Below are 11,814 nucleotides of genomic sequence, written 5' to 3'. Positions count from 1 at the left end.
AGCGCGTTGCGTGGCCGGCCGGCTGCGTCGCCTGCGGCAACCGCGCGGCGGCGTTCAAGCCAGCGCACCGGCCAACCGGATTGTCCATCCTTGACTATAGCCGAACCATCATGTCCCTCTTTTCCGCCGTCGAACTCGCCCCTCGCGACCCCATCCTGGGCCTGAACGAAGCCTATAACGCCGATGCGCGCACCTCCAAGGTGAACCTCGGCGTGGGCGTGTACACCAACGAGGAAGGCAAGATCCCGCTGCTGCGCGCGGTGCGCGAGGCGGAAAAGGCCCGCGTCGAAGCCGGTCTGCCGCGCGGCTACCTGCCGATCGAAGGCCTCGCCGCCTACGACGCCGCCGTGCAGAAGCTGCTGCTCGGCGACGACTCGCCGCTGATCGCGGCAGGCCGCGTGGTGACGGCCCAGGCATTGGGCGGCACGGGTGCGCTCAAGATCGGCGCCGATTTCCTCAAGCGCGTGAACCCGACCGCGAAGGTCGCGATCAGCGACCCGAGCTGGGAAAACCACCGCGCCCTCTTCGAGAGCGCCGGCTTCGAAGTGGCGGCCTATCCGTACTACGACGCGCAAACCAACGGCGTGAACTTCGAAGGCATGCTGGCCGCGCTGAACAGCTACGCCGCGGGCACGGTCGTCGTGCTGCACGCGTGCTGCCACAACCCGACCGGCGTCGATCTCACGATCGACCAGTGGAAGCAGGTCGTCGAAGTCGTGAAGGCGCGCAACCTCGTGCCGTTCCTCGACATCGCCTATCAAGGTTTCGGCGACGGCATCGCGGAAGACGGCGAAGTCGTGCGCCTGTTCGCCGCTTCGGAACTCAACGTGTTCGTTTCGTCGTCGTTCTCGAAGTCGTTCTCGCTCTACGGCGAGCGCGTGGGCGCGCTGTCGGTCATCACGAACAGCAAGGAAGAATCGGCCCGCGTGCTCTCGCAACTGAAGCGCGTGATCCGCACGAACTACTCGAACCCGCCGACGCACGGCGGTTCGGTGGTCGCCGCCGTGCTCGGCTCGCCGGAACTGCGCGCCATGTGGGAAAACGAACTGGGCGAGATGCGCAACCGTATCCGCGCGATGCGCACGGGCCTCGTCGAGCGCCTGACGGCTGCCGGCGTGGACCGCGACTTCAACTTCATCAACGTGCAGCGCGGCATGTTCTCGTACTCGGGCCTCACGGCCGCTCAGGTGGACCGCCTGCGCGAAGAGTTCGGCATCTACGCCGTGAGCACCGGCCGCATCTGCGTGGCCGCGCTCAACACGCGCAACCTCGACGTGGTCGCGAGCGCCGTCGCGCAAGTGCTGAAGTAAGCAGAGCCGCTCGCAAACGAGCAAGTTGAAACGGCGTCCGTTCAAGATGAACGGACGCCGTTTGTGTTTTAACGCCAGTCCACGTCAAGTCACGTGCTGCCTTCCCCCGGCACTCGACGGCCGCCGCGCGCGTCTCGATGAATATCGTGAGTGACGAAGCCGGCGTCGTTGTTGGGCTTCTCCAGCCACCCCGGCTGCGCAAGCGACGCCCGAATGTCCTGCAGACCGCTCGCCCAATGCTCGCGCATGGTCGAAACGCCGAACTGGAAGTCCTTGAAGTGCCCCTCGTACTCCTTCTGCCGGTAGATCAGGTGGACCACGTTGTACTTCTTCGAGCACGACAGCTCATTCGCCACTTCTACCCACGCATCCTGCCGATGCTCGGGCGCGACGCGCTCCAGCACCTCGCGCAACACATGACGGAAGCGCTGCGAGCGCTGCAGCATGTCGGTCACGAGACGCGTGCGGCTCGAATACTGGATGTCCTTCACCCGGCCCTGGACGTCCGTGATGTTGTCGGGCACGGGCCCGCGCGCGCTCCAGAGGTCGACCTGAAACGCGAGCGTGTCGCGGCGCGGCGTGGTCTGGATGACCTCGTAGAGCGGTGTGTTCGACATCAGGCCACCGTCCCAGTAGTACTCGCCATCGATTTCCACGGCCGCGAAGCCCGGCGGCAGCGCTCCCGAAGCCATGAAATGCTCGGGCCGCAGCTTCATGGTGGTGTTGTCGAAGTAGGCAAAGTTACCGGTGCCGACGTTGACGGCGCCAACCGAAACGCGAATCTCCTTCGAGTTGATCCGGTCGAAGTCGCATAGCCGCTCGAGCGTGGCCTTGAGCGGCCGCGTGTCGTAGTAGCTGGCCTTTTCGGGATGCCCCGAGCCGTGCGGCAACGGCGGAGGAAAACGCGGGACGAAGAAGCCCTTCTGGCCTTCCACGATTGCGCCTGCCGCCTGCATCGCGGTGAACGTCTTGCGGATCGCATCGCCCGAGTTGAAGAACGCATGTTCGACGAAACCGGGCAGCGGCGGCGTGTAGGCGGGCTGACAGATCGTTTCCCAGAACTCGTGCAACCGCGCCACGCGGTGCTCGGGCGCGTTGCCGGCGATGATCGCCGTGTTGAGCGCGCCGATGGAGATGCCCGCGAGCCAGTTCGGCGCGATGCCGGCCTCGGCGAGACCTTCATACACGCCAGCCTGGTAGGCACCGAGCGCGCCGCCGCCCTGCAGCGTCAGCGCGACGGTTTCCCATTGGGCGGTCTCTTCGCCGCAGTGGCGGGGATGCGGCCGCGGCGCGGCGCCGGTATGCACGCCCGCCTGTTCGTCGACCGCGCTGGACTGGACCTGCCCTTTCTTGCGTTGCGCCATGGCCGCGTCTCCCTTACTGCATAAACCAGCCGTGGCTGACGATGAAAGACTGGCCCGTGAGCGCGGCCGTCGGGAACGCGGAGAGGAACAGCACCGTCTGCGCGACGTCTTCGACGGTCGTGAACACGCCGTCCACCGTGCCGCCCAGCATCACGTGCTTGACCACTTCCTCTTCGGAAATGCCGAGCTCCTTCGCCTGTTCGGGAATCTGCTTGTCGACGAGCGGCGTGCGCACGAAGCCAGGGCAAACCACGTGCGAGCGCACGTTGTGCTTCGCGCCTTCTTTGGCCAGCACGCGCGCGAGACCGAGCAGCCCATGCTTGGCGGTGACGTAGGCCGACTTGAGCGGCGAGGCCTCGTGCGAGTGGACCGAACCCATGTAGATCACGACGCCGCCGCGATCGTCCTTGTACATGTGCTTGAGCGCGGCCTTGGTGGTGAGGAACGCGCCGTCCACGTGGATGGCCTGCATTTTCTTCCAATCGGAAAACGCGTAGTTTTCAATCGGATTCACGATCTGGATGCCGGCGTTCGAAATCAGGATGTCCACCGAACCCAGTTCGGCCGCCACGCGGTCGATCCCCTGGTTCACGGCGTCTTCGTTCGTGACGTCCATGGCCACGCCGATGGCCTTGCCGCCCGCGCCCTTGATCTCTTCGGCCACGGCGTCCGCGCCGCTCTGGTTCAGGTCGGCAATGGCGACCGCCGCGCCCGCCTGCGCGAGCGTGAGGGCAATCTGCTTGCCGATGCCGCTAGCCGCGCCAGTAACGACGGCGACCTTGCCGTCCAGTTTGGTGTTGAGGGAAAGAGACGACATCGAGCACCTCCAGGTTGTAGATGAAATCAGACCTCGACTCGCGGACACTGTCAAACTGACCGGACGGCGTATGCCATTCGGCAGAATGCTGCACCGCGGCCAACCGCGCTATTGTGCATGAAGCCGGCAATCTCACGCATCGAGTCCGGCACAAGCCGCTTGCGCTGGCGCTAATATCGGGCTTCTTCCCTTCTGGAGACATTCATGAACTATCGGCGACTGGGCCGCTCGGGCCTGCAGGTCAGCGAACTGTCCATCGGCTCGTGGGTCACTTACGGCAACCAGGTCGATCGCAACCTGGCGCGCGAATCGCTCGCCGCGGCGCGGGACGCGGGCGTCAACTTTTTCGACAACGCCGAGGCCTACGCGGGCGGCGAGTCCGAGACGATCATGGGCACCGCGCTCAAGGAACTGGCGTGGCCGCGCGTGAGCTACGTGGTTTCGACCAAGTTCTTCTGGGGCTTGAACGAGGCACCGAACCAGTACCACACGCTCAACCGCAAGTACCTGCTGAACGCCATCGACGGCTCGCTCAAGCGCCTTCAGCTCGATTACGTCGATCTCGCGTTCTGCCACCGGCCGGACCCGAATACGCCCATCGAGGAAACGGTCTGGGCGATGAGCGATATGGTGACGCGCGGCAAGGCGCTGTACTGGGGCACTTCCGAATGGAGCGCCGACGAAATCCGCGCCGCGTGGGAGATTGCCGAGCGGCATCACCTTCATAAGCCGGTCATGGAGCAGCCGCAATACAACCTGTTCCATCGGCGCCGCGTGGAAGACGAATACCGGCGGCTCTACGAGGACATCGGCCTCGGGCTCACCACCTGGAGCCCGCTCGCCTCGGGCCTGCTAACGGGCAAGTACAAGAGCGGCGTGCCGGCGGACAGCCGCGCCCAGTTGCAGGGCTACGACTGGCTGCGCGGATCGCTCACCGACGCGAACCGCAACGCCATCGTCGCGAAGCTCGCCGATCTGGCCGCGGAGCTGGGCTGCACGGTCGGCCAACTGGCCATCGCCTGGATCCTGAAGAACCCGCACGTGAGCACCGTGATCACCGGCGCCTCGCGGGTGGAGCAGATCGGGCAGAACATGCTGGCGAGCGACATTGCCGAAAAGATCACGCCGGAAATCAAGGCGCAGATCGAAGCGATCGTCGGCGACGAGCACGACTGAGGTTCGCGGCAGCACCGGGGCCGCGTACAATACGCGACCCCGATCCGCCGCCCGTTTTCTTCCGACTTTCCGTCCCACCCATCATGCTGAGTTACCGCCACGCCTTCCATGCAGGCAACCATGCCGACGTCCTGAAACACACCGTGGTCGTGCAGCTCCTGCGCTATCTCGGCAAAAAGGACAAAGCCTACTGGTACATCGACACCCACGCGGGCGCGGGCGCCTACGCGCTGCGCGAAGGCTATGCCACGAAGACCGCGGAGTTCGAAACGGGTATCGGCAAACTGTGGGGGCGCACCGACCTGCCGGCGGCGCTGGCCGAATACGTGGACGAAGTGGCGGCGCTCAATCCGGACGGCGGGCTGCAGTTCTATCCGGGGTCGCCCTATCTCGCATGGCGGCTGATGCGCGAGCAGGATCGCATGCGGCTCTTCGAGATGCATAGCACCGAAATCGAGGTGCTGCGCCATCGCTTTCGCGACGCGGGCCGCCGCGTGATGCTCTACGACGGCGACGGTTTCGAAGGCGTCAAGGCGCTGCTACCCCCGCCGCCGCGCCGCGCGCTGGTTCTGATCGACCCGTCGTTCGAGGACAAGCGCGACTACGCGCGCACGATCGCTTGCGCGGAGGAAAGTCTCAAACGCTTCGCCACGGGCACCTATGCGATCTGGTATCCGCAGGTCACGCGGCCGGAATCGCAACGCTTCCCGGATCAGCTCAAGCGCCTGCAGGACAAGAACTGGCTGCACGTCACGCTCACGGTCAGCCAGCCGCCCGCGGACGGTTACGGGCTCTTCGGCAGCGGCATGTTCATCCTGAATCCGCCCTACACGCTGGTGGCATCCATGAAGGAAACGTTGCCCTGGCTCGTGAAAGCACTGGGCCAGGATCAGGCGGCGCAGTTCAAGATCGAGTCGCGCGGCGATTGATCGCCGGCGCCCTTATTGAGCCGGCGCGGGCTGGGGCGTCGGCCTGGGGTACGGTGGGCGCGGCGGATTGGGCCGCGAACCGCCGCCGCCCGGCACCTCGATGTACGGCGCGACGATATAAGGCTGCGACGACTGCGACGAGTTCGTCGTGGTCTCCGCAGGCTGGCGGGCCGTGACTATCGGCTCGTGCGAAAGCGGCGCGTTTTGCAGCACGATCCCCTTCTGGCCGTCGCTGATGCCCTTTTGCGTATCGAGTATCAACGGCGGGCCGTCCGCCCAGGCGGCGGCGTGTCCCAGCGCCAGCCCGCACGCCAGCGCGGCGGCGGGCAACCAGACGATCAAAGACTTGCGGAATATGCGGTCTGACACCATGAACGGTCCCCGAAATGAGTGGCTTCACTTGCTGCTTCACTCGTATGTCGGCCAATCTCAAAAAGGACTTTACCTTACCGCAGTGTCAAGGTTCAGACTGTGCGTGTGGCCTGCAACGCAAGCACCGACAACGCGGGCGCCAGATACGACAAAGCCCCGCAATGCGGGGCTTGAAACAGCCTTGGCGTAGTGCCGGCTGGTACCGGCAGACGCCGGAAAACGCTGGCTTAGTTCGAGTAGCCGGTCGATTCGAGCGAGCGGATGCGCTGTTCGAGTTGCACGATGTCCGTCGACGATGCGAGATAGGCTTCGCGGCGGGTACGCTCGCTGACTTCAAACCAGTTGCTCAGGGCTTCGAGGATGTACGCAAACATGATGGTGCTCTCCAAGGATCGGTATGTATCCCCGGTGGATTTGCATCAGGGATTACCCTAGTAAGGGATAACCCGCATTATAGCGATCTTTGGGAACTTTGCTAGTGAATTGCCCGAATGCCGTGCATTCCAAACTGGAATGCATCAATTCAAGGAATCCACAACACCATGATTTATCGGCGTATTTTTTCTCGTCGCCAGCAGTTGTTTCGACAGGACCCTGAAATGCACCATTTCAGGGCTCATCCTGAAACAAGTTGCGACAATTTGCCTGGCGCAACCACAGCGGCGTCAGTGATGGCAGGCGCCGGCTTCGCCGATCGACGGCCTGGAGTCGGCGAGATTTTCGAGAATCGGGCAGTCCGGCCGGTCGTCGCCGTGACAGTGGTCGGCCAGATGCGCGAGTGTGTCCCGCATCTGGGTCAGCTCGGCAATGCGCTGGTTCAGTTCGATCACATGCGCCAGCGCGATGGACTTGACCTCCGCACTGGCGCGCGAGCGATCGTGCCAGAGTGCCAGCAGCCGGCGGATATCTTCGACGAGAAAACCCAGTCGTCGAGACTGGCGGATGAAGCGCAGGGTGTGCACCTCCTCCGTGCCGTACACGCGATAGCCCGATTCCGTGCGCCCCTTGGGCGCGAGCAGTCCGACGCTCTCGTAGTAGCGGATCATTTTCGCCGTGACGCCCGATTCGCGCGCCGCTTCGCCAATATTCATGGGTCCCTTCCCGCATTCGATCGATGGGTCGATCGTACACCTTCCCATTGTGGGAAGGTCCAGCGTCCGTCACCGGGCCGGCTGGCATAATCCGGCGACGGCCTCCTGTCCGCAGCAAGCAGCAGTTGAGTTCCCCCTTCAGTTCAGAAAAGGAAGACACGATGATCCAGTTCAACGTAGAAGGCATGAGTTGCCAGCATTGCGTGGGTGCCGTTACCCGCGCGATTCACGAGCACGACGCCACCGCGAAGGTCGAAGTCGATCTGGCCGCGGGCCACGTGACGGTCGAATCGAACCAGAGCGCCGACGTGCTGAAAGCGGCTATCGACGAGGCAGGCTATACGGTAAAGAACGCCGGCACGGCGAACGCGTGACGCGCCGCGCCATGTTCAAGGTTGCCGTGATTGGTGCGTCGGGGCTGCTCGGACGCGCCGTGATGCGCGAGCTTGGCGCCGGGACGGACTGGCGGATCGTACCGACTGCCTTCCGCCACGCCGGGCCGCAACAGGTTTCGCTCGACGTGCGCGACAAGCATGCCGTCGCGGCCTTCGTCGCGCGCGAAGCCCCCGATGCGATTGTTGTCGCCGCCGCGGAGCGTCGTCCCGACGTGTGCGAAAACGACCCCGTTACGGCGCGCGCGCTGAACGTCGATGCGGTGCGCACCATCGCCCAGGCGGCACGCCCGCGCGGCGCGTGGGTGCTGTCGATCTCCACCGACTACGTGTTCGACGGCACCACGCCGCCCTACCGCTGCGACGACACGCCAAATCCGCTCAACGCCTATGGCCATAGCAAGCTCGAAGGCGAGCGCGCGCTGCTCGAGGCAACGGACAATGCGCTCGTGCTGCGTCTGCCGCTGCTCTACGGCCCGGTCGTGGACTGGCAGGAATCGGCCGTGACGAGTCTCGTGCCGGCCGTGCTGGCCTCGGCCCAGCCAGGTGCGCAGCCGGCCGCGATGGATGCGTGGGCCACGCGTTATCCGACGTTCACCCCCGACGTCGCGTTCGTGATCCGCGAACTGCTGACGCGGCACGCGGACGGCAAGGCGGTCTGCGGCATCGCGCAATGGTCGGGCAACGAGCCGATGACGAAGTATCGGATCGCGCAGCATCTCGCACAGGCACTCGGCGTGGACGCGCGGCTTCTCGCCCAGACGACGCCCGCCGACGCGACACCGCGCCCGCGCGACTGCCACCTTGATTCGAGCCGCCTCGAAGGCCTCGGCATCGGCCGGCGCACGCCGTTCGATGCGGCGATCGGCGGCGTGCTCGGCGGCTTCGAGGCACGTCCCGCTCAATGAAAATTCCGGCTCTCGGTCGCCAGCCGACCGAGCAGCCGGCTATGATCCTCCAGCCGTTGCGCGACGAGGTGGATCACTTCGCCTTCGCGCTGCACGACGCCTGCCACCGCCATCAGCGAAGACCCGAGCAATTCCTTGCGTTGCGCCTCCACGAGCGCCGCGTGCACGATCACGTTGATCGTGCCGGTCTCGTCCTCCAGCGAAACAAAGATCGTCCCTTTCGCCGTTCCCGGCCGTTGCCGCACCGTGACGATGCCGCACACGCGCGCAAGTCTGCCGTCAAGACACTGCGTCAGTTGCGCGGCCGTGCGGAAGCGCTGCTTCGCGAGCCCCGGCCGCAGCAGTTCGAGCGGATGGCGGTTCAGCGTCAGCCGCAAACTGGCGTAGTCGGCGACGATCTCCGCGCCCTCGGACGCGCGCGGCAGCGCGAGCGGCGCTTCGGCGAGCGGTGCGTCGCGCAGCAGCGCCGGCACCGCATGCTGCGCGGTCACGGCCCACCACGCCTCGCGCCGGTGCCCCGCGATGCTCGCGAGCGCATTCGCCGCCGCAAGCGCTTCCAGCTCACGCCGCGTGAGCGCGGCGCGCCGCGCGAGATCGTCCACGTCCGCGAACGGCGCCTGCGCACGCGCCTTCATCACGCGCTGCGCGGCGTCTTCGGAAAACCCCTTGATGAGGCTGAAACCGAGCCGCACGGCCGGGCCGCCGCGGCCATAGAGATCCGGCGGCAACTCGATTCGCGCACGCAACCTGCGCGCAAAGCGGCGCAGGAAACAGCACGCGAGCCTCGGCCGGTCCGGCGGCCACGCGGCGCGCAGCCGCTGCTGGAGCCGCTCCACCCTGGCCCGGCGAGCACGTGTCGCGTCGGCATCGAGCCGCACGCCCGGCCGCATACGACTCTCCAGTACCGCTTCCCAGTCGCTCAATACGATATCGGGCGCCAATACCTCCACGCCGTGGCGCTTCGCGTCCTGTACGAGCTGCGACGGCGAATAGAACCCCAGCGGCTGACTGTTCAGCAATCCTGCCAAAAAAGCGGCCGGCTCGTAACGCTTGAGCCATGAACTCGTGTAGACGAGCATCGCGAAGCTCGCCGCATGGCTCTCCGGAAAGCCGTAGTCGCCGAAGCCCTCGATCTGTTTGCAGATGCGGTCCGCGAATGCTGCCTCATAGCCCTTCTCCATCATCCGGCGCTTGAGATCGTCCTGATACGGCCGCAGGTTGCCGTGACGCCGCCATGCGGCCATCGCGCGGCGCAACCTGTCGGCTTCCTCGGCGCTATAGCCGGCGGCCACCATCGCCAGATGCATCACCTGTTCCTGGAAGATCGGCACGCCGAACGTGCGCTCGAGCACCGGCTTCAAGTTCTCCTTCTCATATTCGACCTTCTCTTCCCCGCGCCTGCGCTTCAGATACGGATGCACCATGTCGCCCTGGATCGGCCCGGGCCGCACGATCGCCACCTGAATCACAAGGTCGTAGTATTTGCGCGGCCTGAGACGCGGCAGCATGCTCTGCTGCGCGCGCGATTCGATCTGGAACACGCCGATCGTATCCGCGTGGCAGCACATCTCGTAGACGGCGGGATCTTCGCGCGGGATGTCCTGCACGCGAAACTGCGGCAACCCGCGCCGCAGCGCGACGAATTCCAGCGAACGCCGGATCGCCGAAAGCATGCCGAGCGCGAGCACATCGACTTTCAGAAGCCGCAGCGTATCGATATCGTCCTTGTCCCACTCGATCACATAGCGGTCCTTCATCGCGGCGTTCTCGATAGGCACGAGGCGCGAGAGCTTGTCCTTCGCAATCACGAAGCCGCCCACGTGCTGCGAGAGATGGCGCGGAAAACCGCGCAGCTCGCGCGTGAGGCGAATGAGTTGCTGCGTGACGTGCGAGTCTTCTGAAAAGCCGGCCTCTTTCAGATGATGCGCGATCGAATCGGGACCGTCCCACCATTGCTGCGCGCCCGAAAGTTTTTCGACGAGCGCCACGTCGAGCCCGAGCGCCTTGCCGACATCCCTCAGCGCGCTGCGCGAACGGTACGTGATGAGCGTCGCGGCCAACGCCGCGCGGCGTTGACCGTACTTTCGATAGACATACTGAATGACTTCCTCGCGCCGCTGATGCTCGAAATCGACATCGATATCGGGCGGTTCGTTGCGCGCGCGTGACAGAAAACGCGCGACGAGCATGTTCATCTGCACCGGGTCGATCTCGGTAATCCCCAGGCAGTAGCAGACCACCGAGTTCGCCGCCGAGCCGCGCCCCTGGCACAGAATGCCCTGTGAGCGCGCATAGCAGACAATGTCGTGAACGGTCAGGAAGTACTTTTCGTACTTCAGTTCGGCGATCAGCTTCAGTTCCTCTCCGATCTGCTCCGATCGCTTCTCGTTCAACCCGTCGGGCCAACGCTCCAGCGCGCCCTGCATCACGAGCTGGCTCAGCCACGTGAATGGCGTCTCGCCTGCAGGCACCAGTTCTTCGGGATATTCGTAGGCCAGTTCGGCGAGCGAGAACGTGCAGCGGCGCGCGACATCGAGCGTCGCGTCGAGCGTATCGCGCGGATACAGCGCGCCCAGGCGCACGCGCGAGCGCAGATGCCGCTCCGCGTTCGGCTCCAGTACGCGTCCGCATGCCGCGAGCGGCTGGCCGATGCGAATGGCGCTCAGCGTGTCCTGCAGCGGCTTGCGCGAACGCGCATGCATCAGCACGCCGCCCGCCGCGACGAGCGGCAAGCCCGTTTCCTGCGAGACATGGCGCAAGGCTTCGATCTGCGTATCGTCGCCGCCCGTGCGCCAGAGTTCGAGCGCGAGCCATGCACGCTCCGCCGCGAAACCCGCCAGCCAGTGTGCGGCGCGCAGCGTCTGTGCCAGCGTCGCCGTGCGCTGCGGCACCAGCAGCAGCACACAATCGCGCAGATACTTCAGATGTTCGAAGCCGGGCTCGGGATCGACGAAGTCATCGGGATACACGCGATAGTGGCCCTTGTCCGCCCGCGCGCGCGCAAGCGTAATCAGCTCGCAGAGATTGCCGTAGCCCTCGCGGTTCATCGCGAGCGCAACCAGCGAGCAGAACGGCTTTTCTTCCCCCTTATCCGGGTCGTCGCCGCGCTTCTCGACGAGATTCAACTCGCTGCCGATCAGCAGGTGCAGCGACGGCACGAACGACCCCAGTTTCGCCTCAGCCTCCGCCCCGCCGCGCTCGCGCGCTGCGCGCACGGCTTCTTCGTGCGCCTTCCTGAGCGGCTCGTCGTGCTCGTTCAAGGCGCTAAAGGCGCGCACGACACCGGCGAACGAACATTCGTCGGTGATGGCAAGCGCCCGATAGCCGTGCTGGATCGCCTGCTCGACCAGTTCGCCCGGCTGCGAGGCGCCTCGCAGGAACGTGAAATTGGTCAGGCAGTGCAGCTCCGCATATTCGGGCAAATGCATGGGCGACTGCGTGGGCAACGTCGACAT

General features: G+C 65.1%; 11 protein-coding genes. 5 read left to right on the top strand and 6 right to left on the bottom strand.

Going from position 1 to position 11,814, the window contains the following annotated elements; all coding sequences use genetic code 11:
• Positions 1 to 110 precede the first annotated feature (110 nt).
• The gene (locus WJ542_RS09600; protein WP_411189073.1) at positions 111 to 1,310 is read left to right on the top strand and encodes an amino acid aminotransferase; all 1,200 of its coding nucleotides are present in this window, start codon (positions 111 to 113) and stop codon (positions 1,308 to 1,310) included.
• A gap of 89 nt (positions 1,311 to 1,399) precedes the next feature.
• Here WJ542_RS09600 and WJ542_RS09595 read toward each other — a convergent pair whose 3' ends face one another.
• Both WJ542_RS09595 and WJ542_RS09590 read right to left on the bottom strand, forming a co-directional pair.
• Positions 1,400 to 2,674: a patatin-like phospholipase family protein gene (locus tag WJ542_RS09595; RefSeq protein ID WP_411189072.1), complete on the bottom strand. Its 1,275-nt coding sequence runs from the start codon at positions 2,672 to 2,674 to the stop codon at positions 1,400 to 1,402.
• Between the two features lie 13 nt (positions 2,675 to 2,687).
• Positions 2,688 to 3,491, bottom strand: coding sequence for a 3-hydroxybutyrate dehydrogenase (locus WJ542_RS09590; protein ID WP_027797613.1), 804 nt, complete (start codon positions 3,489 to 3,491; stop codon positions 2,688 to 2,690).
• 204 nt (positions 3,492 to 3,695) lie between these two features.
• On the opposite strand from WJ542_RS09590, the gene WJ542_RS09585 reads away from it, so the two are divergent.
• Together WJ542_RS09585 and WJ542_RS09580 are read left to right on the top strand one after the other, a co-directional pair.
• Positions 3,696 to 4,667, top strand: coding sequence for a potassium channel beta subunit family protein (locus tag WJ542_RS09585; RefSeq protein WP_411189071.1), 972 nt, complete (start codon positions 3,696 to 3,698; stop codon positions 4,665 to 4,667).
• Positions 4,668 to 4,750: 83 nt separating this feature from the next.
• On the top strand, positions 4,751 to 5,596 hold the full coding sequence (locus WJ542_RS09580; protein WP_411189070.1) for a 23S rRNA (adenine(2030)-N(6))-methyltransferase RlmJ: 846 nt from the start codon (positions 4,751 to 4,753) through the stop codon (positions 5,594 to 5,596).
• A gap of 12 nt (positions 5,597 to 5,608) precedes the next feature.
• Here the strand turns inward: WJ542_RS09580 and WJ542_RS09575 are convergent, their stop codons facing one another.
• The 3 genes from WJ542_RS09575 to cueR form a co-directional block, all read right to left on the bottom strand.
• On the bottom strand, positions 5,609 to 5,968 hold the full coding sequence (locus WJ542_RS09575; protein ID WP_411189069.1) for a hypothetical protein: 360 nt from the start codon (positions 5,966 to 5,968) through the stop codon (positions 5,609 to 5,611).
• A gap of 227 nt (positions 5,969 to 6,195) precedes the next feature.
• A complete protein-coding gene (locus WJ542_RS09570) occupies positions 6,196 to 6,342 on the bottom strand; it encodes a DUF3563 family protein (protein ID WP_084168922.1) in 147 nt (48 codons plus the stop codon).
• A gap of 291 nt (positions 6,343 to 6,633) precedes the next feature.
• Positions 6,634 to 7,059, bottom strand: a complete 426-nt coding sequence (cueR, locus tag WJ542_RS09565) for a Cu(I)-responsive transcriptional regulator (RefSeq protein ID WP_411189068.1) — start codon at positions 7,057 to 7,059, stop codon at positions 6,634 to 6,636.
• A gap of 161 nt (positions 7,060 to 7,220) precedes the next feature.
• On the opposite strand from cueR, the gene WJ542_RS09560 reads away from it, so the two are divergent.
• Both WJ542_RS09560 and WJ542_RS09555 read left to right on the top strand, forming a co-directional pair.
• A complete protein-coding gene (locus WJ542_RS09560) occupies positions 7,221 to 7,433 on the top strand; it encodes a heavy-metal-associated domain-containing protein (protein ID WP_411189067.1) in 213 nt (70 codons plus the stop codon).
• An 11-nt stretch (positions 7,434 to 7,444) separates the two neighbouring features.
• Positions 7,445 to 8,359: a dTDP-4-dehydrorhamnose reductase family protein gene (locus WJ542_RS09555; RefSeq protein WP_411189066.1), complete on the top strand. Its 915-nt coding sequence runs from the start codon at positions 7,445 to 7,447 to the stop codon at positions 8,357 to 8,359.
• On the opposite strand, the gene WJ542_RS09550 is transcribed toward WJ542_RS09555, so the two are convergent.
• A complete protein-coding gene (locus WJ542_RS09550) occupies positions 8,353 to 11,814 on the bottom strand; it encodes an error-prone DNA polymerase (protein ID WP_411189065.1) in 3,462 nt (1,153 codons plus the stop codon). The two genes, WJ542_RS09555 and WJ542_RS09550, sit on opposite strands and share 7 nt — an antisense overlap.

Source organism: Paraburkholderia yinzeri, from assembly GCF_046581065.1.
GTDB lineage: Bacteria > Pseudomonadota > Gammaproteobacteria > Burkholderiales > Burkholderiaceae > Paraburkholderia.
This window is presented reverse-complemented; position numbering and strand designations above follow the sequence as displayed.

Excerpts from the sequence above, each read along its gene's own strand:
- WJ542_RS09580 (WP_411189070.1), top strand. The coding sequence starts at position 4,751 with ATGCTGAGTTACCGCCACGCCTTCCATGCAGGCAACCATGCCGACGTC.
- WJ542_RS09560 (WP_411189067.1), top strand. The coding sequence starts at position 7,221 with ATGATCCAGTTCAACGTAGAAGGCATGAGTTGCCAGCATTGCGTGGGT.
- WJ542_RS09585 (WP_411189071.1), top strand. The coding sequence starts at position 3,696 with ATGAACTATCGGCGACTGGGCCGCTCGGGCCTGCAGGTCAGCGAACTG.
- WJ542_RS09550 (WP_411189065.1), bottom strand. The coding sequence starts at position 11,814 with ATGTCGACGTTGCCCACGCAGTCGCCCATGCATTTGCCCGAATATGCG.
- WJ542_RS09555 (WP_411189066.1), top strand. The coding sequence starts at position 7,445 with ATGTTCAAGGTTGCCGTGATTGGTGCGTCGGGGCTGCTCGGACGCGCC.
- WJ542_RS09590 (WP_027797613.1), bottom strand. The coding sequence starts at position 3,491 with ATGTCGTCTCTTTCCCTCAACACCAAACTGGACGGCAAGGTCGCCGTC.
- WJ542_RS09595 (WP_411189072.1), bottom strand. The coding sequence starts at position 2,674 with ATGGCGCAACGCAAGAAAGGGCAGGTCCAGTCCAGCGCGGTCGACGAA.
- WJ542_RS09575 (WP_411189069.1), bottom strand. The coding sequence starts at position 5,968 with ATGGTGTCAGACCGCATATTCCGCAAGTCTTTGATCGTCTGGTTGCCC.
- cueR (WP_411189068.1), bottom strand. The coding sequence starts at position 7,059 with ATGAATATTGGCGAAGCGGCGCGCGAATCGGGCGTCACGGCGAAAATG.
- WJ542_RS09570 (WP_084168922.1), bottom strand. The coding sequence starts at position 6,342 with ATGTTTGCGTACATCCTCGAAGCCCTGAGCAACTGGTTTGAAGTCAGC.
- WJ542_RS09600 (WP_411189073.1), top strand. The coding sequence starts at position 111 with ATGTCCCTCTTTTCCGCCGTCGAACTCGCCCCTCGCGACCCCATCCTG.